The sequence below is a fragment of the Methylobacterium sp. CCH7-A2 genome (genome assembly GCF_001557075.1).
GTDB lineage: Bacteria > Pseudomonadota > Alphaproteobacteria > Rhizobiales > Beijerinckiaceae > Allobosea > Allobosea massiliensis.
In genome coordinates this window covers 31,133-50,129 of the sequence record NZ_LSKN01000226.1, presented here as the reverse complement: position 1 = coordinate 50,129, position 18,997 = coordinate 31,133, and the positions used below count along the sequence as shown (strand labels likewise).

The window sequence follows — 18,997 nt, the reverse complement described above, 5'->3', positions numbered from 1 at the left end:
AGAAGACGATCGAGGCGGACGAGACATGGCCGCACAGCCGGCGCGAAAGCCCCTCCCCGACGAGGCGCCCCACATCCTGGTGGTCGACGACGATCGCCGCCTGCGCGACCTGCTGGCGCGCTTCCTCGGCGACAATGGCTATCGCGTCACCACCGCGGCCAACGCCGCCGACGCCGACCAGCGCCTGGCGCGGCTGGTCTTCGACGCCATCGTCCTCGACATCATGATGCCCGGCGAGAACGGCTTCGACTTCGCCCGCCGTTTCCGGATCGACTCGGCCGTGCCGATCCTGATGCTGACCGCCCGCGCCGACGGCAAGGACCGCATCAACGGGCTCGAGATCGGGGTTGACGACTATCTCGCCAAGCCCTTCGAGCCGCGGGAACTGCTGCTGCGCCTCGGCAACATCCTCAAGCGCACCATCGTGGTGGAAACCGCCCAGTCCGGCCCGCGGCCCGATTTCGTCCGCTTCGGCCCCTTCCTCTACGGGCTGTCGCGCGGCGAGCTGCGCAAGGGCGAGGAACCGATCCGCCTGACCGAGCGCGAGCGCGAGATCCTGACTGCGCTGGCCGAACGCGCCGGCGAGGTCGTGCCCCGCGAGGAGCTGGCGGCCCAGGGTACCGCCGCCAATGACCGCACCGTCGACGTCCAGATGAACCGGCTGCGCCGCAAGATCGAGCGCGATCCGGCCGATCCGCTCTATCTCCAGACCGTGCGCGGCGTCGGCTATCGCCTCGTGACCGACCGGACGTGACGCCGGTCCCGCCCGGCACGCGTCGCAGGGGCTTGGCGCAGACGATGGGATCGGGCCTGACACGCGCCTCCGCCCTCGGCGCGTGCTGGCGCAAGCGCGCCAACGACCGGCTGAAGCCCTGGCTCAAGGTCGCCGGCCGCCCGCTGCACGCCATCGCTCGCTACATGCCCAAAGGGCTTTACCCGCGCGCGCTGGTCATCGTCATCGCGCCCGTCGTGCTGCTGCAGTCGGTCATTGCCTATGTCTTCATGGAGCGGCACTGGCAGACCGTGACGCAGCGCCTGTCCTCGGCTGTCTCGGCCGACATCGCCGCGATGATAGACGTCTATGAGAGCTATCCGCAGGACGCCGACACCAGCGTGCTCTCGCGCATCGCGGCCGAGCGGCTGGGCATGGACATCGACATCATCCCAGATTCCGACCTGCCGCCGCCGGGGCCCCGCCCTTTTTTCTCGCTGCTCGACAGCGCGCTCTCGGCCGAGCTCGCGCAGCAGGTCGCCCGGCCCTTCTGGCTCGACACGGTCGGCCGCTCCAGCCTGATCGAAATCCGCATCAAGCTCGACAAGGACGTGATGCGCATCCTGACGCGGCGAAACTCCGCTTACGCCAGCAACAGCCACATCTTCCTGCTCTGGATGCTCGGCACCTCGCTGATCCTGCTGACGATCGCGGTTCTGTTCCTGCGCAATCAGATCCGGCCGATCCTCAAGCTCGCCGATGCGGCGGAGGCCTTCGGCAAGGGCCGCGACGCCGAGTTCCGCCCGCGCGGCGCCCGCGAGGTCCGTCGCGCCGGCAACGCCTTCATCGAGATGAAGCGGCGCGTCGAGCGCGCGGTCGGCGAGCGCACGACCATGCTCAACGGCGTCAGCCACGATCTGCGCACCATCCTGACCCGCTTCAAGCTCTCGCTCGCTTTGCTCGAGCGCTCCTCCGAGATCGAGGCGCTGGAGAAGGATGTCGACGAAATGGCCCGCATGCTCGAGGACTATCTCGCCTTCGCCCGCGGCGATGCCGGCGAGACCGCGGTCGAGACCGACATCCGCGGCCTGCTCGAGGAGCTGAAATCGGACGCCGAGCGCCAAGGCCACCAGACCGAGCTGACCGTGGTCGGCGACCCGCTGGTCGTGGTCAGGCCCGACGCCTTCCGCCGCCTGATGACGAACCTGGTCTCCAACGCTGCGCGCTATGGCGACCGCATCGCCATCCGCGCCACCCATGACGCGCGCTACCTGATCGTGATGATCGACGACGACGGCCCCGGCATCCCGGCCGACCAGCGCGAGGAGGTCTTCCGCCCCTTCTTCCGCCTCGACGAGGCCCGCAACGTCGATTCGGGCGGCACGGGCCTGGGCCTCGCCATCGCCCGCGACATCGCCCGCGCCCATGGCGGCGACATCATGTTGGCGGATTCGCCGCTCGGCGGGTTGCGGGCGACGGTACGACTACCCGTCTGAGCTGTCCTGCTCCGGCTTGTGCCGTGGGAAGACCAGCGAGAAGCGGCAACCGCGCGGCAGGTTTTCGGCCTGCAGCTCTCCCTGCAGCTGGCGGGCAAGGCTGGTGATGACCCGGATGCCGAAGCTCTTGCGCGACGCGTTGAGATCGAACTCCGGCGGCAGACCGCGGCCGTCATCCTCGACACTGAGGCTGAGCTCCTGCTCGCGGGCCGTGAGGCGCACTGCAACAGCGCCGGGACCGCCGGGGTCGAAGGCGTATTTCACCGCATTGGTGACGAGCTCGTTGACCATCAACCCAACGGGAATCGCGAAATCCGCGTCGATGACCACGTCATCGGCCTCGCAGCCGATCGTCACGCCCTCGACCGAGCCGCCGAGCGACTTGCACAGCTCGCGCAGGAACTCGCCGATATTGACCTCGCCGATGCGCTCGCCCTGCCAGAGATGGTTGTGGACATGGGCGATGGTCAGAACCCGGTTTTCTGCGTCCTGCAGCAGCGCCTTGGCGGCCGGGTCGGCAACGTTGCTGGCATTGATGCGCAGGAGGCCGCTGACCACGCCGAGGCTGTTCTTGATGCGGTGGCTCATCTCCCGCATCAGCATGGCCTGGCGCTCGACCGCCTTCTGCAGCTTCGTGTCCGAGCGGTTGCGCTCGATCGCCGCGCCGAGGATGCGGGCGCAGCCATAGAGGAAGGTGACGTCATCCTCGTCGAAATCGCCCGGATCGGGGCTGTCGACCTCCAGCACGCCGAAGGGCCCGTCATTCTTGCCACCGAGATCGATCAGCACATTGACGGCCCGCCTGATACCATAGGCCGCCAGCAGCGTCGGCGTGCGGAAGCGCGTCTCTTCGGTCAGGTGGTTGGAGAGGACGGGCTGACCGGTCTGGAAGGCGAAGCCCGCCGGCGATTCGAGGTCGGCGCCCAGCGTCGCCTGCCCGATCTCCTCGGGCCGCCAGCCGACACCCGCCCTCATCAGCAGCACGCGACGATCATGCAGGAATTCGAGCGCCTTGCAGAACGGCGCGTCGAGCCCGTCCGCGCAGAGTTCGGTGGCACGTTGCAGCAGCGCCGGCAAATCGGATTCGCGCAGCGCCATCCGGCCGAATTCAGCAAGGAGTCTCTGCTGCTTAAGGCGATAGGCGAGTTCGTCCCGGCGCACCGGCTCATCCGGCACGCCCGCCGGGGTCTCCTCGATCTGCAATCCCTGCGCCTCCGCTCACCTTGGCGCGGCGCATATGGGTGACCGCGGACCGATTGTCCAGCGCGTCACCCGCGGCCCTCAATACAGCCGCCCGCCCTTCGGCACCTCGTGCCCCGGCCCGATCAGCACGACCTCGCCCTGCTCGTCGGGCACGCCGAGCGTCAGCACCTCGGACATGAACTTGCCGATCTGGCGCGGCGGGAAGTTCACCACCGCCAGCACCTGCCGGCCCGGCAGATCCTCGCAGGTGTAGTGCTTCGTGATCTGCGCCGAGGACTTCTTCAGCCCGATCGTGCCGCCGAAATCGATCACCAGCTTGATCGCGGGCTTTCGTGCCTCCGGATAGGGCGAGGCTTCGACGATCGTGCCGACGCGGATGTCGACCTTGAGGAAATCGTCGAAGCCGATGGTGGCGGCCGGCGCGGCGCTGTCCGAGGGGCCGCTCAAAACTCGGCCCACCCCTTGTCATGCGCGCTCATGTCCGGCTTCCGCGCGGCGCTGCCGCCGGCAGCGGCCACGGGCCGTGCGGCCGGAGGCGCGGCCTTGCGCGGCGCGGGCGCGACGGCGGCCTGCATCGTGCGCGCCATTGCCTTCAAGCCCGCGACATCGCCGCCGAGCTGGAAGCGCGCGACCAGCGCGGCCAGGCGGTCGGCCTCCTGCGAGAGCGAATGCGCGGCGGCGGTCGACTGCTCGGCCATGGCGGCGTTCTGCTGGGTCGACTGGTCCATCTCGGCCACGGCCGTGTTGACCTCCTGCAGGCCCGACGCCTGTTCCTGGGCGGCGCTGGCGATCTCGGAAACGAGGCCGGTGGCACGGCTGATCTCGTCGGCCATGCGCTGCAGGGCGCTGCCGGTCTGGCCGACCAAGGTCACACCCTTCTCGACCTCGCTGTTGGAGGCCGCGATCAGCTCCTTGATCTCCTTGGCCGCCGAGGCGGAGCGCTGGGCGAGCGCCCGCACCTCGGAGGCGACGACTGCGAAGCCCTTGCCGGCGTCGCCCGCGCGGGCCGCCTCGACGCTCGCGTTCAGCGCCAGAAGATTGGTCTGGAAGGCGATCTCGTCGATCACGCCGACGATCTGCGAGATCTCCTCGGCCGACTTCTCGATGCCGCCCATCGCCACGACCGCATCGCGCACGATCGCGGTCGACTGCTCGGCTTCCGCCTTGACCTGGGTCGTCGCCTGATTGGCCTGGCGCGCGCTCTCAGCCGTCTGCCGCACGGTTGCGGTCAGCTCGTCCAGCGCCGTCGCCGTCTCCTCGACGGAAGCCGCCTGCTGCTCGGTGCGCCCGGCGAGGTCGTCGGCCGCCTGGCTGATCTCGATCGAGCCCGCCTTCATGCTCTCGGTGTTCGTCGCGATCTGCCGCATCGTCTCCTGCAGCTTGCCGATCGCGGCATTGAAATCGTCCCGCAGCTTGGCGTAGTCGGAGCCGAAGTTCGCGTTGATGCGGTAGGTCAGGTCGCCCTCCGCCAGATGCTCGAGGCCCGTCGCGAGCGCCGCCACGACGGTTTCCTGCGTCCGGGAAAGCTCGGCCCTCTCGGCCTCGCTGCGGCGGCGCTGACCGTCGGCCGCATCGCGATGGGCCGCCGCCTCCTGTTCGGCCCGCGCCTTGTCGGCCTGCATCGCGTCCTTTGCGACGGCGGCGTCGCGGAAGACCACCAGCGCACGCGCCATCTGGCCGACCTCGTCGGGCCGCTCCTGATGGGAAATGGTCGTCTGGAGATTGCCAGCTGCGAGGGCGTTCATCGTGCCCGAGAGCGAGGTCAGCATCGTCGAGGCCCGGCGGCTCAGGACAATCACGAGCCCGAGCATGAGCAGGCCGAGCGGCACCAGCACCTTGGCGACATCGCCCATCAGGCCGAGGAACTTGGCATCGACATCGTGCACATGCAGGCCGGTGCCGACCGCCCAGTTCCAGTCGGCGATGCCGCTGACATAGGCGATCTTCCTGGTGGGCTCCTTGTCGCCGGGCTTGACCCAAAGGAAGTCGAGATAGCCGCCCTTGCCACCGGCCTTGGCGATCGACAGCAGTTCCTGGACGATCGGCTTGCCGGCGGGATCCTTGAGACCCATCAGGTTCTTGCCGATCATGTCGGCGCGGGGATGCGTGACGCTGACGCCGTCGAAGGTGTAGACGAAGAAGTAGTTGCCGTCGTCGAAGCGCGCGCCCGCCACCGCATCGATGGCGAGCTTCTGGGCATCGGCGACCGGGATCTCGCCCTTCTTGGCTTTGTCGCGATAGAACTCCACCGTCGTGCGCGCGATGTCGGTGGCGTTCTGAACCTCCTGCCGCTTCAGCTCGATCATCTCGTTGCGGGCTTCGGTCAGCGTGTAACCGACGCTTCCGACAGCTATGACCACGGCGAGACCTGCGATCAACGCGAAGGAGCGGCTGATCGACAAGGTGGCGAGCTTCTTCGTCAGCGACATGCGCAAACCCCTGCGAAACGAGATTCGCAAGGGTCGCAAAAAATGGCTAATGCCCGCTTAACGCTAAGGAAGCGGAAACCGCATTCCTTAAACCTGCGTCAGATCGCAGGGGCGAAATCCTCGCCCTCGCGCCGCAGGCTCTCGTCCGAGCGCTCGCGCCGCCGGACGGTCGGGCGGCGCCCCGAGCAGAGCGCCCGGGCGAGGCCGCGCAGCGGCGCCGTCAGCCGGTGGACGTCCTCGACCCGCGCCATGATCCGGGCCGCCGTCTTCAGCTCGCGGTCGAGCCGCGCCATCGTCCGCGACAGCTCCGGCTCGTCGTCCTGGAGCCAGACCTCAGTGACGCGAGCCATCAGCAGCACCGCCCCCTGCACCCGCACCGGCCCCAGCCCATCCTCGGTCGGGATGCCGGCCGAGGCCAGCATGTAGCGCCAGGAGTTGACGGCCCCGCGATTCAGCGCGGCCATGGTCAGCGGGTCGCGCCGGATGACCGGTGCGATCCGCCGCAGCCCGGCCTTGTAGGGCGCCAGCGCATCGAGCCGTCGCATCACCAGGTCAAACAGCCGCTCTCGCACCGGCTCCCCGGCGAGGTCGTCCGAAACATCGGCCAGCACCGCGTCGTCGACGATCCGGGCCAGGCCGCCGAGCATCGCGAGCTTGGAGGGAAACAGGCCACGCAGCTTGGCCAGCGTCAGCCCCGCCTCGGCAGCGATATCGCCCAGTTCGATCTCATCCCAGGGGCGGGTCGCGGCCAGGCGCATCAGCGCCTCGACGGCCTGCCGGCGCGGATCGGCGGGCGCAGCGGCGGAAGCCTCGGTGACGGAGTCGGCGGAGAGGGGATCGGAAGCCATGGCGGTTCTCCTTCGGCGGTCCTGCGACCAACCTAGGATGCGATCGCGGCGCCCGAAAGGCCGATCAGCCCGAAAGCTCTCCGGCGCGACGTTTGGCGGCAGCCACCGTCTCGACGATCAGCGGCTCCAGCGGGCCCATCAGCACCGAAAGCCCGGCCGCAGTCGTCCCGGCCGGCGAGGTCACGTTCTGGCGCAGCGTCGCCGGCGACAGCGGCGACTGGTGCAGCAGTTCGCCTGCCCCCTCGATCGTCGCCCGCGCCAAGCGCTCGGCAATGTCGGCGGGCAGGCCCGCCTGCTTGCCGGCCGCGGCGAGGCACTCGACCAGATGGAAGACATAGGCCGGCCCTGAGCCCGAGACAGCGGTGACGGCGTCGATCAGCCCCTCGTCGTCCAGCCATTCGACCGTGCCGATGCTGCGCAGCAGGGCGTCGGCCATGGCGCGCTGCGCGCCGGTGACTCCCTGCCCCGCCGCGGCGCCGGTGGCTCCACGCTGGACCGAGGCCGGCAGGTTCGGCATCGCCCGGATCATCGCGGTCGCGTTGGGTAGCCGCGCCGACAGGTCCGATAGCGTCTTGCCGGCGAGGATCGAGATGAGCAGCGTCTGCGGCCGAATGAAGGCCTGGACGGCGGGCGCCGCGGTGTCGAGCATCTGCGGCTTCGTCGCCAGAACCAGGACCTCGACCGAGGTCAGCGAGGCCGGATCGGGGTTGAGCGCCATGCCCTTCTCGGTGGCGAGGGCGACCATCTCGTCGGACGGCTTCGGGTCGATCAGGCTGATGCCGGCGGGATTCATCCCGATCCTCAGCCAGCCCTCCAACATCGCGCCACCCATCTTGCCGGCGCCGATGAGGACGAGCGTCTGGGGGAGCGGACTGGTCATGGCGGGTTCTCGCAGTTTTCGGCGACAGACATCACTCTCGGGCTCGTCCCGAGAATCTCATGGCCAGCAGTCTCCGGCGGGAGAGGGTCGGGTCAAGCCCGACCATGACGAAGCCCAGGCGTCAGGCTTCGCCGACCGTCTCGAGCAGCGAGCCCTCGAGCCCCTCCTTCGCCGTCTTTCCGGCCCAGACCACGAACTGGAAAGCCTGGAAATAGCGCTCGCAGGCGTCGATCGCCGCCTTGATCAGCGCCGCGGCCTGCTCGTCGGTGGGCTCGGCCCCGCCCGACAGCAGCAGCGCGTGGCGGTACATCACCACGTTCTCGGAGCTCCAAAGGTCGAAATGCCCGACCCAGAGCTGCTCGTTGACGAGGCTGACGAGCTGCAGCACCTCGCCGCGCCGGCGCTCGGGGACCTTGAGGTCGAAGGCGCAGGCGACGTGGATCGCCTCGACCTCCTCCAGCCAGGTGATGGCGAGATGGTAGTCTGACCAGGCTCCGGAAACGGCGACCGACAGTTCGTCGTCGCTGTCGCGGTCGAAGCTCCAGTTGTTGAGGGCGGCGAGACGCTCGATCAGGTCGAGCGGGTTGGAGGGCCGATCCAGTTCTGCGTCCAGTTCGAGATCCATCATGTCCTTGGGTCCAACTGCCGACCGCCGCAGGCGGGCCGGCGCGTTCGAGAACGGGAACACGGCGACAGGAAAGCTGAAGGACGCAACCCACAGGCGCGGCGCCGGCCGGAAACCGGATGCCACGCTCCGCCCGGCCCGACCTAAGCGGTTGGACCGACGAATCAATTTCTTCACCGACGTTAGCGCAGGGCGTGTGACACGCCCAACACCGGCCGACGCTCGGCGGATTCGGGGGACGGCTCAATCCCTACCCGCCCCTGTCCACAGCACATGGCTGTGGACGCCGCCCGCTGCAGCGGGTCCGCTCAGGACTTGGGCTGGGCCGCCGCTTCGAGCGCGGCGAGGCGCGCCGCAAGCCGGTCGTTCTCCTCGCGGGCGAGCAGCGCCATTTCGCGCACCGCCTCGAACTCCTCGCGGGTGACGACGTCGAGATCGCGCAGGAGGCGCTCGATCTGAGTCTTCACCACGGTCTCGACCTCGCGGCGCACGCCCTGCGCGGCGCCGGCGGCGTCGGTGGCGAGGCGGGCGATGTCGTCGAGAATGCGGCTGCTGGTGGTGACCATGGGGCTCTCCGGACAAAGGCCCGTCGGGGCCGGCATGGCGTTATATGGGGGAGGACGCCGCCTCCCGCAAATGGGACGCGACGCACGGCGCAGGCGCCGCAACCGGCTCGTCTGGACCTGCGGAAGACAACGGCCTAGAAACACGGCGCAGGGACTGCGAAACACCAACCCGTCAGCGATCCAGAACAAGCGGGAGGCGTCGATGATCGTTCGTTTGAGCACTCCGGTTGTCGGGGTGGCCCTGGCGCTCGCGCTGGGCGGTTGCCAGGAGACCACCACGGCCGCGCGCCCCCGCGTGGATGCGCCGGGTGTCCCTGTCTCGGTTCAGAGCATTTCCGGTGCCCCCGATGCCGTGACGACCCGCTTTGCCGGGCTGCTCGGCGAGGCCGCGGCCGAGCGGCGCATGGAGATCGTCCCCGGGGACAAGCCCGCCCGCTTCCGCGTTCGCGGCTATCTCACCGCCCAGCCGACGGAGGACGGGCAGACCGCGCTCGCCTTCGTCTGGGACGTCTATGACGAGACCAAAAAGCGCGCCCAGCGCGTCCAGGGCGAGAGCCTGGGGCGGCGCGGCGGCGGGTCCGATCCCTGGTCGGCCATCGACCAGACGGTCGTCGCCAAGGCCGCGGCCGAATCGATGGACGCGATTGCGAGCTTTCTGGTGACGACTCCCGCGGTGGAAGCCGTTCTTCCGGCCGATAAGGCCAAGGCGGCTGGCGCGGAGCCCAAGCCGGCGGCCCGAACCGCCTCTACGGCGAATGGCGGCCGCAGGCTCTGAGGAACGGCACCTGATCCGCGACGAATCGTGCTTCGGCCCTGCCGATTTGGCAACCATTGCACAGCGCTTTCGCAGTGCAGCGGTCGACTCGCCGTCACACCGCTGTTAAGAGCCCTGCGATCAGCGCCGGCTCGCCCGCCGGCCGTCCAGCCCAGTTCCCAACGGTGCGCCACGGCATGCCCTCTTCCTTCAAAGTCGTCGCCGGCAATTCCAACCGGCCGCTTGCTGAAGCGATCTGCGCCCATCTCGGCATTCCGCTCGCGAAGGCGTCCGTCCGGCGCTTTGCCGACATGGAGGTCTTCGTCGAGATCCAGGAGAACGTGCGGGGGCAGGACGTCTTCGTCATCCAGTCCACCTCCTTCCCGACCAACGACCATCTGATGGAGTTGCTGATCATCACGGATGCGCTGCGCCGCTCCTCGGCGCGCCGCATCACGGCGGTGATCCCCTATTTCGGCTATGCGCGGCAGGACCGGCGCGCCTCCGGCCGCACGCCGATCTCCGCCAAGCTCGTCGCCAACCTGATTACGCATGCCGGGGTCGACCGCGTGCTGACGCTCGATCTGCACGCAGGGCAGATCCAGGGCTTCTTCGACATCCCGACCGACAACCTCTTCGGCGCGCCGCTGATGTCGCGCGACATCAAGGACCGGCTCGACTATAAGAACGCCATGGTCGTCTCGCCCGATGTCGGCGGCGTGGTGCGCGCCCGTGCGCTGGCCAAGCGCATCGACGCCCCGCTCGCCATCGTCGACAAGCGCCGCGACCGGCCGGGCGAGTCCGAGGTGATGAACATCATCGGGTCCGTCGAGGGGCGCTCCTGCATCCTGCTCGACGACATCGTCGATTCCGGCGGCACGCTGGTGAACGCGGCCGAGGCCCTGCTGGAGCAGGGCGCGCGCGAGGTCTATGCCTACATCACCCATGGCGTGCTGTCGGGTGGCGCCGTCGCCCGCATCGCCAATTCGAAGCTGAAGGAGCTCGTGATCACCGACTCCATCATGCCGACCGAGGCGGTGAAGGTGGCGCGCAACATCCGCGTCATCTCGATCGCCCAGTTGATGGGCGAGGCAATCGAGCGCACGGCGCAGGAAACCAGCGTCTCCAGCCTGTTCGACTGAGCCGGGGCGGCGCGCGTCATGACCTCCCGCGCCCTTGTCCTGTTCTCGGGCGGGCAGGACTCGACCGTCGCCCTCGCCTGGGCGCTCGCCCGGTTCGATGCGGTCGAAACCGTCGGCTTCGATTACGGCCAGCGCCACCGTGTCGAACTGGAGTGTCGCGCGACGATCCGGGACGCGCTGCCCGCACTCTCGCCCCTCTATGCGCAGCGCCTCGGCGCCGACCACAGGGTCGATCTCGCCGCGCTCGGCGCGATCTCCGAGACGGCGCTGACCCGCGACACGGAAATCGCCTTCGCCGAGACGGGCCTACCGACCACCTTCGTGCCCGGACGCAACCTGATCTTCCTGACCTTCGCGGCGGCGCTGGCTTATCGCCGTGGCGCCAAGCACATCGTGCTCGGCGTCTGCGAGACCGACTATTCCGGCTATCCCGACTGCCGCGACGACACGATCAAGGCGATGCAGGTCGCGCTCGGTCTCGGGCTCGACCGCCGGCTCGTGCTGCACACGCCGCTGATGTGGCGGGACAAGGCGCAGACCTTCGCGCTGGCCCGTGCGCTCGGCGGCGAGCCCCTGCTCGATCTGGTGGTCGAACAGAGCCATAGCTGCTATCTCGGCGACCGCTCCACCCGGCATCCCTGGGGCTATGGCTGCGGCCACTGCCCCGCCTGCGAGCTGCGCGCGAAGGGCTATGCCGCCTATCTGATGGCTCCTGACGACAGCGGACCTTCTCATGACTCTTGACCGGCAGCGCCGGATCGAAGGGCTCGTCGCCCTCGTCCTCTTCGCCCTGACCATTCCTGCCGCGAACTGGCTGATCGGCAATGCCGGCACCGTCTGCGTGCCGAACGGCCCCTGCCTCGTCCCGGTCTGGCCGGGCATCAAGGCCCCGAGCGGTGTACTCATGATCGGGCTCGCCCTCGTGCTGCGGGACCTTGTCCAGCGCCGTCTCGGCACGGCCGCCGGCCTCGGCGCCATCGCTGTCGGCGCCGCGATCTCAGGCTTCCTTGCGCCGTCCGCGATCGTCGTCGCCTCGGTGGCTGCTTTCCTCCTGTCCGAGCTGGCGGATTTCGCGGTCTACACGCCGCTGCAGAAGCGCCGCTTCGTCACGGCGGTCATCGCCTCCGGCGTGATCGGGCTCGTGGTCGACTCGATCGTCTTTCTGCAGCTCGCCTTCGGCAGCCTCGATTTCCTCAGCGGCCAGATCATCGGCAAGGCCTGGATGGTGCTGCTGGCGCTGCCCCTGATGCATCTGCTGCGCCGTCGCGACGAGCGGCTCGGGCTGGTCGCCGCCTGAAGCGCCGTTTCACACCGCAATCCACGGTGCGTGGCCGACTGCGGACAATTTGAGCGAATCCCGAAACGGCGGTTTCACGCGCCCCTGACATAGCTGCCCTATCGTCATGATGAGGCACGCAATGCGCGAAGACGGATCTGCCGGCCGCCTGCAAGCCCTGCAGAACGACATTCTGGAGACGATCGCCCGCGGCGAGCCGCTCGTCGCGGTGATGGAGAATCTGTGCCGTCGCGCCGAGGCGATCGCGCGCGGCGTCATCTGCTCGGTGATCACGCTGGACGAGCAGCAGCGGCTGGTCGCGCTCGCGGCCCCGTCGCTCCCTGCAAGCTACGCTCATGCCGTGACCGGTATCCCGATCGGCCCCCGTGTCGGCTCCTGCGGCACTGCCATCTTCCGCGGCGCACCGGTCTGCGTGACCGATATTGCGACCGATCCGCTCTGGCAGGGCTTCGAGTCGCTCGTCCTGCCGCTCGGCCTGCGCGCCTGCTGGTCGAGCCCGATCACGGCGCGGGACGGCCGCGTGATCGGCAGCTTCGCCTTCTACTATGACGAGCCGCGCGGTCCGGACGAGGTCGAGCACCGCATCGTCGCCACCTGCGTCCATCTCTGCGCGATCGCGATCGAGCATGAGGAGGTCCGCTCCCGGAACCATCGCCTCGCCTATTTCGACACGCTGACGGGGCTGCCCAACCGCGCCAGTTTCAACGACGCGATCGATCGGCTGACTGCGGCCGCGGCACCCGATTTCGGGCTGATGCTGATCGACATCGACCATCTGAAGATCACCAACGACACGATGGGTCATGCGGCGGGCGACGCGCTCATCGTCACGGTCGGAAGACGGATCCAGTCCGTGACCGGCGAGGCCGTGGCCTATCGCATCGGCGGCGACGAATTTGCGGTGATCCTGCCACGAGGAACCACCGCAGCGCAGATGCGGGCCACGGCCTGCGCCATCCTCGCTGCGATGGCCGCCCCGCTCGATCATGACGGCCATGGCATCCTGCCCAGCGTCACGATCGGCGCCGCGCTCGGTGGCGAGGACGGCGAGGACAGCGTAACGCTTCGCCAGAATGCCGACTTCGCGCTCTATCACGCCAAGGAAACGCGGCGCGGCGGCTATGTCCGTTTCAAGGACGGGTTGCGAACCTCGATGACGCGCCGCCTCCAGATCAAGCGCGATGTCGATCTCGCCCTGACCGAAGGTCGGATCATCCCCTATTACCAGCCGGTGCTGCGCCTCGACACCGACGAGATCGTCGGGCTCGAGGCCTTGGCGCGGATGCTGCGCCCGGATGGCCGCATCGCCTCCGCAGGCGAGTTCCAGGACGCGATGACCGATCCGAAGGTCGCGCTCCGCGTTACCTCTCAGATGCTGCAGGCCGTGGCGACGGACATGGCCGGCTGGCAGCGCGCCGGCATCTCCTTCCAGCATGTCGGCATGAACGTGACCACGGCCGACTTCCAGAAGGGCGACCTGGTCCAGCGTATCGTCCGGGTCATGGACCGCGCCGGCGTGGCACCGCATCATCTTGTTGTGGAGATCACCGAGCAGGTCTTCATGGGCCGAAGCAAGGACGGCGTCGCCCGAACGATCGCGGCACTGCGCGAGCGCGGGATCTGTGTCGCGCTCGACGATTTCGGCACAGGCTTCGCGTCTCTGACCCACCTCCTCGACTTTCCCGTCGACATCATCAAGATCGACCGCTCCTTCGTCGCCGCCGCCCAGAACGGCACCAAGAGCAGCGTCATCGTCGAGGCGATGATCGGCATCGCCAAGAGGCTCGGCATGAGGGTCATCACCGAGGGCATCGAGACCCAGGCCCAAGCGGAATGGCTTCAATCCGTCGGCTGTCGCCTCGGCCAGGGCTTCCTCTACGCTCAGGCCCTGCCCGCCGGCATCGTCGGCGAACTGCTGCAGCGCTTCGGCCCGAAGACGGAGCGCGCCGCCCGCCCCTTGCGCGGCATCACCGCCTCCGCCGCCTGAGCGTCCGGCCTGCGCCGAACGGGCTTGAGATCACGGCGCTTTTCGCCTATGAGCCTGCCAGCGCCCGACTGACACCCTTGGAGGCACGGGCGCGAACCGCAAGGAGGCCGCCTGCTGGCGGCCTTGTCTTTTCAAGCAAGGATTCAAAACCATGACCGCCGTGAAGCAAATCGAGGCTTCGGCGCGCGCACAGGTCGGCAAGGGGGCCGCCCGTGCAGTTCGTCGTCAAGGCCAGACACCCGCCGTCATCTATGGTGGTGGCGCCGCTCCCGAAGCCATCGCGCTCGACGCAAACAAGACCCGCCTCCTGATCTATGGCGGCCACTTCCTGACCACGCTGTTCGAGATCAGCGTTAACGGCAAGAAGCAGCGCGTGATCCCGCGCGACTACCAGCTCGACCCGGTCAAGGACTTCCCGATCCATGTCGACTTCCTGCGCGTCGCCGCAGGGCAGACGGTGACGGTCGAGGTTCCGATCCATGTCGTCGGCCAGGATGCCAGCCCGGGCGTGAAGAACGGCGGCCTCGTGCAGATCGTCGAGCATTCGCTCGAGATCACGGTCGAGCCGGAGCACATCCCGGAGGCCTTCGAGGTCTCGGTGGCCGGTCTCGAGATCGGCGATGCCCTCGAGGCCAGCGTCATCAAGCTGCCGAAGGGCGCCAAGCTCACGGTCGGCTCGGACGCCACCATCGTCACCATCGTTCCGCCGATGGTCGAGGAGGCCGACGAGGCTGCTGAGGCCGAAGCTCCGGCCGCCGAGGCCAAGAAAGCCTGATCAAGAAAGCCTGATCAGGCTTTCGGCCGCACCACGAAGAACCAAGCGGACGGCCGGGATTTCCCGGCCGTTTTGCCGTGAGGGACGACGATCGTCATGCTGATCTTCGCAGGGCTCGGAAATCCCGGCGCGCGCTATGCCCGCAACCGGCACAATATCGGCTTCATGGCACTGGACGCCATCGCGCGCACGCATCGTGCCTCGCCCTGGCGCGGCCGCTTCCAGGCCGAGGCCTGCGAGGCGACGATCGGGACCGAGAAAATCGTCCTGCTCAAGCCGCAGACCTATATGAACGAATCCGGCCGGGCGATTGGCGAGGCCGCACGCTTCTTCAAGGTCGCACCGGCCGACATCATCGTCTTCCATGACGAACTCGACCTCGCCCCCGCCAAGCTGCGGGTGAAGCTCGGCGGCGGCAATGCCGGCCATAACGGCCTGCGCTCGACCACGGCCGTCATCGGCAACGAGTACCGCCGGGTCCGCATGGGCATCGGCCATCCAGGCCTGAAGGAACTCGTGCACGCCTATGTGCTGAACGATTTCGGCAAGGCGGAAGGCCCCTGGGTCGAGGATCTCTGCACGGCCTGCGCCGACAATGCCGAGCTGCTGGCGAAGCACGACGACGCCGGCTTTCAGAACAAGGTGCACCTCTTCATGGAGGCGCGCGGCCACGGCGCGGTGAAGCGCCTCGGCGAAAAGTCCGGCGACTGAAGCCGCTCAGTAGGGCAATTGCGCGCCGGGCTTGGCGAGAGTCACGCGGCTGGCGCTGAAGCTGCCATCGGCCTGCCTGGTCGCCGTCATCGCTACCTGCGCGCCGGTCTTCAGCTCCGAGACGTCGGCCGGCGCGGCCATGATGATATTGGCATCGGCCGGGATGGTCACCCTCTGCTCGCCGCCCGGATAGCTCAGCACGATGCCGGCGCCATCCACGCGCGAGACGGTGTCAGCGACGGTCGCGTTCGTCATGGTCGAATCCGGCAGCACGCCCCAGGGTCGGTGTCCCTCGCCCGTGCCGCGCATCGCCTCGGGAAAGATGAAGACCTGCACCGCCAGCAGCGAACCGTCCGGCTGCGGCCGCGCACCGACACCGACGAAGCCGCCCTTCTTGATGTCGGCCGTCGTCGCCTTGACCACGCCGCCGACCGAATAGCCGGGCGCCAGCGCGACCTTCGCCGCGGCGCCGTCGACGGTCTTGATCATCAGCGTATTGCCATCGGCGCTCTCGACCTCGCCGCGAATGCGCGTCGTCGGCGACTGGGCGGCGGCGGCGACGGTCAGGCCGAGGATGAGGCAGGCGGTGGTGAAAACGCGCATGGGCCGGTTTCCGTTGCTGGGGAGACATCGCCGCGCAAGTCGTGCGCTCTAGCCATGACGCTTGCCACGCACGTTCGCGTGACCGACCCCAGCGCGGATCGTTGACACGAAAACACGGAAACACGATGTTGAACCCCGCAGCGAGGTCGGTATGAGATGAAGAATTTGACGGTGACACTTCCTGACGAGACGCTGTCGCGCCTGCGCGTGGCGGCGGCGCGGGAAGGCAAGAGCATGTCCAAATTCGTGTCCGAACTCCTCGAACGGCGCGTGGGCCGAACGATCAGCCAGCGCGAAGCGCTGGACAGGTTCCTCGCCGGGCCGCCTCTGCCGCTGTCGGACGAAAACGGCAAACTCCCCTCCCGGACCGAGTTGTATGACGAGCTCCTTCTTTCTCGACACGAACGTGCTGATCTACAGCCGGGATCCGGGCGCGAAGCAGAAGCAGGAGCGCGCGAAAATCTGGCTGAACGCGCTGATCGAGGCGACGCCGCCGGTGATCAACCTGCAGGTCATCAACGAATTCTGTCACGTCGCGCTTCGTAAGCTTCCGCATCTCGCTGTGGAAACCGTGAGAGCCGACGCCGAAGGCCTGAGGATCTGGGGCGACACGCCGATCGATTACGAGACGCTGACGGACGCCTGGCAGATCCGCGAGGAAGCAGACTATCAATGGTTCGATTGCGTGCTACTGGCCGCTGCGCAGAATTTGGGGTGTTCCCACTTTCTCAGTGAAGACATGCGGCACGGTCACGTCGTAAACGGCATCACCATCGTCAATCCGTTCATCGCCCTCCCCGGCGACTTCATGCTCCGAGACTGAAAGACCACCATGGGTTTCAAATGCGGTATCGTCGGCCTGCCGAATGTCGGCAAGTCGACCCTCTTCAACGCGCTGACGCAGACGGCGGCCGCCCAGGCGGCGAACTACCCGTTCTGCACGATCGAGCCCAATGTCGGCGACGTCGCGGTGCCTGATCCCCGGCTGGAGAAGCTCGCCGCCATCGCGGGCTCCAAGGAGATCATCCCGACGCGGCTGACCTTCGTCGACATCGCCGGCCTCGTCCGGGGCGCTTCGAAGGGCGAAGGCCTCGGCAACCAGTTCCTCGCCAACATCCGCGAATGCGACGCCATCGCCCATGTCGTGCGCTGCTTCGAGGATGGCGACATCACCCATGTCGAGGGCAAGGTCGCGCCGATCAACGACATCGAGATCATCGAGACCGAGTTGATGCTGGCCGATCTCGAAAGCCTCGAGAAGCGCGTCCTGCCGCTGGAGAAGAAGGCCAAGACCGGCGACAAGGACGCCAAGGAACTCGCCGAGTTGATGAACCGCTGCCTCGTGCTGCTGCGCGACGGCAAGCCCGCCCGCCTCGTCCAGGTCGCCGCCGAGGAGCGCAAGGCCTTCGAGATGCTCGGCCTGCTCTCTTCCAAGCCCGTGCTCTATGTCTGCAATGTCGAGGAGGCGAGCGCCGACAAGGGCAATGCCTTTTCCGAGGCCGTGAAGGCCCGCGCCGCCGAGGAAAACGCGGTCGCCGTCGTCGTCTCCGCCAAGATCGAGAGCGAGATCGCGGTGCTGCCGGCTGACGACCAGAAGGACTATCTCCAGGCCGTCGGCCTGGAGGAGCCGGGCCTCAACCGCGTCATCCGCGCCGGCTACGCGCTCCTCCACCTCGTGACCTATTTCACGGTCGGGCCGAAGGAGGCGCGCGCCTGGACGATCGAGAAGGGCACCAAGGGCCCCGCCGCCGCCGGCGTGATCCACAGCGACTTCGAGAAGGGCTATATCCGCGCCGAGACGATCGCCTATGACGACTACATCGCCCACAAGGGCGAGAGCGGCGCGCGCGAGGCCGGCAAGTTCCGGCTCGAAGGCAAGGAATACGTCGTCGCCGATGGCGACGTGCTGCATTTCCGCTTCGCCAACTGAGCCGGCGGCGGCGGTGCTGTATTTCGAGGATTTCATCGTCGGCGAGACGGTGCCGACCGGCAGCCTCGCCGTCTCGGAACGGGATATCGTCGCCTTCGCCTCGCGCTTCGACGCGCAGGACTTCCACATCGATCCCGAGAAGGCGAAGGCGAGCTTCGTCGGCACGCTGATCGCCTCGGGCTGGCACAGCTGCTCGCTGCTGATGCGGCTGATGGCGCAGAGCTTCCTGCTCAACTCCTCTGGCATGGGCGCGCCCGGCATCGAGGAGGTGAAGTGGCTGCGCCCGGTCCAGCCGGGCGACGTGCTGCATGGCCGCCGCACCGTCACCGAGATCAAGCCGTCGCGCTCGCGTCCGGCGATGGGCCTCGTCCGCTTCAAGCTCGAACTGCTGAATCAGCGCGACGAGCCGGTGCTGGAGCAGGCCAACTGGATCATGTTCGGCCGCCGCGGCGTCGCCCCCCTGCAGCCGGCGGGCGACTGGCTGAGCCACCCGCCTCTCTATGTCCCGCCCGCCTCGCCCTCCCCGATCGAGCCGCCGGCCGAGCCGACGCCGGCCGCGCGCTTCTTCGAAGACATCGCGATCGGCGACCGATTCGAGCTGGGCAGCACCGTCTTCACGGCCGACGAGATCATCGCCTTCGCGCGCGCCTTCGATCCGCAGCCCTTCCATATGGACGAGGCGGCGGCGGCTGCATCATCCTTCGGCCGGCTCGCCGCCTCGGGCTGGCATACGGCCTCCGTCTGGATGGCCACGATGGTCACCCATCGCCGCCGCCAACTCGCCGCCTTCGGGCCCTGCCCCGCGCCGCGGTTAGGGCCCTCGCCCGGCTTCAAGAACCTGCGCTGGACACGGCCGGTCTTCGCCGGAGACCGCATCAGCTACCATTCCGAGGTCACCGACAAGCGCGCCAGCGCTTCGCGCCCGCAATGGGGCCTCTTCTTCCACCGCAATACGGGCGTGAACCAAAACGGCGAAGAGGTCTTCAGCTTCGACGGCTGCGTCTTCGTCGAGCGCAAGCCGGTCTGAAGCCGCCGCCCT

Annotated in this window: 20 protein-coding genes and 1 pseudogene; 13 read left to right on the top strand and 8 right to left on the bottom strand. The window is 68.0% G+C overall.

The annotated features are described in order from the left end of the window. The first annotated feature begins 25 nt into the window (after positions 1-25). The gene (locus tag AX750_RS16720; protein ID WP_066724675.1) at positions 26-754 is read left to right on the top strand and encodes a response regulator transcription factor; all 729 of its coding nucleotides are present in this window, start codon (positions 26-28) and stop codon (positions 752-754) included. 44 nt (positions 755-798) lie between these two features. Continuing rightward, positions 799-2,208, top strand: coding sequence for an ATP-binding protein (locus tag AX750_RS16715; protein ID WP_066724673.1), 1,410 nt, complete (start codon positions 799-801; stop codon positions 2,206-2,208). Here the strand turns inward: AX750_RS16715 and AX750_RS16710 are convergent. From AX750_RS16710 to AX750_RS16680, 7 genes are all read right to left on the bottom strand, one after another. Next, positions 2,197-3,411 (bottom strand): histidine kinase dimerization/phosphoacceptor domain -containing protein, encoded by a 1,215-nt coding sequence (locus tag AX750_RS16710; protein WP_066724671.1) that lies wholly within the window; start codon positions 3,409-3,411, stop codon positions 2,197-2,199. The two genes, AX750_RS16715 and AX750_RS16710, sit on opposite strands and share 12 nt — an antisense overlap. 78 nt (positions 3,412-3,489) lie before the next feature. Further along, positions 3,490-3,858 carry a tRNA-binding protein gene (locus AX750_RS16705; RefSeq protein ID WP_066724669.1) on the bottom strand — a complete coding sequence of 123 codons (369 nt, stop codon included), beginning with the start codon at positions 3,856-3,858 and terminating at the stop codon, positions 3,490-3,492. Continuing rightward, the gene (locus tag AX750_RS16700; RefSeq protein ID WP_066724666.1) at positions 3,855-5,840 is read right to left on the bottom strand and encodes a methyl-accepting chemotaxis protein; all 1,986 of its coding nucleotides are present in this window, start codon (positions 5,838-5,840) and stop codon (positions 3,855-3,857) included. Before AX750_RS16700 ends, AX750_RS16705 begins: the two co-directional genes overlap by 4 nt. Before the next feature lie 98 nt (positions 5,841-5,938). Further along, positions 5,939-6,688, bottom strand: coding sequence for a TetR family transcriptional regulator (locus AX750_RS16695; protein ID WP_066724663.1), 750 nt, complete (start codon positions 6,686-6,688; stop codon positions 5,939-5,941). Between the two features lie 64 nt (positions 6,689-6,752). Then, the gene (gene proC / locus AX750_RS16690) at positions 6,753-7,568 is read right to left on the bottom strand and encodes a pyrroline-5-carboxylate reductase (protein ID WP_066724659.1); all 816 of its coding nucleotides are present in this window, start codon (positions 7,566-7,568) and stop codon (positions 6,753-6,755) included. Positions 7,569-7,689: 121 nt separating this feature from the next. Then, entirely contained in the window at positions 7,690-8,196 is a 507-nt protein-coding gene (locus tag AX750_RS16685; RefSeq protein ID WP_066724655.1) for a YbjN domain-containing protein, read from the bottom strand. A 305-nt stretch (positions 8,197-8,501) separates the two neighbouring features. Further along, entirely contained in the window at positions 8,502-8,759 is a 258-nt protein-coding gene (locus AX750_RS16680; protein WP_066724652.1) for an accessory factor UbiK family protein, read from the bottom strand. A gap of 202 nt (positions 8,760-8,961) precedes the next feature. Between AX750_RS16680 and AX750_RS16675 the strand changes: the two genes are divergently transcribed. The 7 genes from AX750_RS16675 (at position 8,962) to pth (ending at position 15,425) form a co-directional block, all read left to right on the top strand. After that, positions 8,962-9,534, top strand: a complete 573-nt coding sequence (locus tag AX750_RS16675; protein WP_066724648.1) for a hypothetical protein — start codon at positions 8,962-8,964, stop codon at positions 9,532-9,534. A gap of 176 nt (positions 9,535-9,710) precedes the next feature. Continuing rightward, positions 9,711-10,655, top strand: a complete 945-nt coding sequence (locus AX750_RS16670) for a ribose-phosphate pyrophosphokinase (RefSeq protein WP_066724645.1) — start codon at positions 9,711-9,713, stop codon at positions 10,653-10,655. A gap of 18 nt (positions 10,656-10,673) precedes the next feature. Next, positions 10,674-11,399 carry a 7-cyano-7-deazaguanine synthase QueC gene (gene queC, locus AX750_RS16665; protein ID WP_066724642.1) on the top strand — a complete coding sequence of 242 codons (726 nt, stop codon included), beginning with the start codon at positions 10,674-10,676 and terminating at the stop codon, positions 11,397-11,399. Beyond that, positions 11,389-11,952, top strand: a complete 564-nt coding sequence (locus AX750_RS16660; RefSeq protein WP_066724640.1) for a VUT family protein — start codon at positions 11,389-11,391, stop codon at positions 11,950-11,952. Before queC ends, AX750_RS16660 begins: the two co-directional genes overlap by 11 nt. 121 nt (positions 11,953-12,073) lie before the next feature. Continuing rightward, positions 12,074-13,939 (top strand): EAL domain-containing protein, encoded by a 1,866-nt coding sequence (locus AX750_RS16655; RefSeq protein ID WP_066724637.1) that lies wholly within the window; start codon positions 12,074-12,076, stop codon positions 13,937-13,939. 151 nt (positions 13,940-14,090) lie between these two features. Beyond that, the gene (locus AX750_RS16650; RefSeq protein WP_066724634.1) at positions 14,091-14,714 is read left to right on the top strand and encodes a 50S ribosomal protein L25/general stress protein Ctc; all 624 of its coding nucleotides are present in this window, start codon (positions 14,091-14,093) and stop codon (positions 14,712-14,714) included. A gap of 96 nt (positions 14,715-14,810) precedes the next feature. Continuing rightward, the gene (gene pth, locus AX750_RS16645; protein WP_066724631.1) at positions 14,811-15,425 is read left to right on the top strand and encodes an aminoacyl-tRNA hydrolase; all 615 of its coding nucleotides are present in this window, start codon (positions 14,811-14,813) and stop codon (positions 15,423-15,425) included. 6 nt (positions 15,426-15,431) lie between these two features. Here the strand turns inward: pth and AX750_RS16640 are convergent, their stop codons facing one another. After that, positions 15,432-16,028, bottom strand: a complete 597-nt coding sequence (locus AX750_RS16640) for a DUF5666 domain-containing protein (RefSeq protein ID WP_066724629.1) — start codon at positions 16,026-16,028, stop codon at positions 15,432-15,434. Positions 16,029-16,184: 156 nt separating this feature from the next. Between AX750_RS16640 and AX750_RS27070 the strand changes: the two are divergent. The 4 genes and pseudogenes from AX750_RS27070 to AX750_RS16625 form a co-directional block, all read left to right on the top strand. Next, positions 16,185-16,292 (top strand): annotated as a pseudogene (locus AX750_RS27070) (ribbon-helix-helix protein, CopG family); the annotation flags it as partial. Between the two features lie 112 nt (positions 16,293-16,404). Beyond that, positions 16,405-16,851 carry a PIN domain-containing protein gene (locus tag AX750_RS16635; RefSeq protein WP_066724626.1) on the top strand — a complete coding sequence of 149 codons (447 nt, stop codon included), beginning with the start codon at positions 16,405-16,407 and terminating at the stop codon, positions 16,849-16,851. A gap of 9 nt (positions 16,852-16,860) precedes the next feature. Beyond that, positions 16,861-17,958: a redox-regulated ATPase YchF gene (gene ychF, locus AX750_RS16630; protein WP_066724623.1), complete on the top strand. Its 1,098-nt coding sequence runs from the start codon at positions 16,861-16,863 to the stop codon at positions 17,956-17,958. A gap of 13 nt (positions 17,959-17,971) precedes the next feature. Continuing rightward, positions 17,972-18,985, top strand: a complete 1,014-nt coding sequence (locus AX750_RS16625) for a MaoC family dehydratase (protein WP_245282418.1) — start codon at positions 17,972-17,974, stop codon at positions 18,983-18,985. The last annotated feature ends 12 nt before the right edge of the window (positions 18,986-18,997 follow it).

Excerpts from the sequence above, each read along its gene's own strand:
- AX750_RS16720 (WP_066724675.1), top strand. The coding sequence starts at position 26 with ATGGCCGCACAGCCGGCGCGAAAGCCCCTCCCCGACGAGGCGCCCCAC.
- AX750_RS16715 (WP_066724673.1), top strand. The coding sequence starts at position 799 with ATGGGATCGGGCCTGACACGCGCCTCCGCCCTCGGCGCGTGCTGGCGC.
- AX750_RS16700 (WP_066724666.1), bottom strand. The coding sequence starts at position 5,840 with ATGTCGCTGACGAAGAAGCTCGCCACCTTGTCGATCAGCCGCTCCTTC.
- AX750_RS16695 (WP_066724663.1), bottom strand. The coding sequence starts at position 6,688 with ATGGCTTCCGATCCCCTCTCCGCCGACTCCGTCACCGAGGCTTCCGCC.
- proC (WP_066724659.1), bottom strand. The coding sequence starts at position 7,568 with ATGACCAGTCCGCTCCCCCAGACGCTCGTCCTCATCGGCGCCGGCAAG.
- AX750_RS16685 (WP_066724655.1), bottom strand. The coding sequence starts at position 8,196 with ATGATGGATCTCGAACTGGACGCAGAACTGGATCGGCCCTCCAACCCG.
- AX750_RS16680 (WP_066724652.1), bottom strand. The coding sequence starts at position 8,759 with ATGGTCACCACCAGCAGCCGCATTCTCGACGACATCGCCCGCCTCGCC.
- AX750_RS16675 (WP_066724648.1), top strand. The coding sequence starts at position 8,962 with ATGATCGTTCGTTTGAGCACTCCGGTTGTCGGGGTGGCCCTGGCGCTC.
- AX750_RS16670 (WP_066724645.1), top strand. The coding sequence starts at position 9,711 with ATGCCCTCTTCCTTCAAAGTCGTCGCCGGCAATTCCAACCGGCCGCTT.
- queC (WP_066724642.1), top strand. The coding sequence starts at position 10,674 with ATGACCTCCCGCGCCCTTGTCCTGTTCTCGGGCGGGCAGGACTCGACC.
- AX750_RS16660 (WP_066724640.1), top strand. The coding sequence starts at position 11,389 with ATGACTCTTGACCGGCAGCGCCGGATCGAAGGGCTCGTCGCCCTCGTC.
- AX750_RS16655 (WP_066724637.1), top strand. The coding sequence starts at position 12,074 with ATGCGCGAAGACGGATCTGCCGGCCGCCTGCAAGCCCTGCAGAACGAC.
- AX750_RS16650 (WP_066724634.1), top strand. The coding sequence starts at position 14,091 with ATGACCGCCGTGAAGCAAATCGAGGCTTCGGCGCGCGCACAGGTCGGC.
- pth (WP_066724631.1), top strand. The coding sequence starts at position 14,811 with ATGCTGATCTTCGCAGGGCTCGGAAATCCCGGCGCGCGCTATGCCCGC.
- AX750_RS16640 (WP_066724629.1), bottom strand. The coding sequence starts at position 16,028 with ATGCGCGTTTTCACCACCGCCTGCCTCATCCTCGGCCTGACCGTCGCC.
- AX750_RS16635 (WP_066724626.1), top strand. The coding sequence starts at position 16,405 with ATGACGAGCTCCTTCTTTCTCGACACGAACGTGCTGATCTACAGCCGG.
- ychF (WP_066724623.1), top strand. The coding sequence starts at position 16,861 with ATGGGTTTCAAATGCGGTATCGTCGGCCTGCCGAATGTCGGCAAGTCG.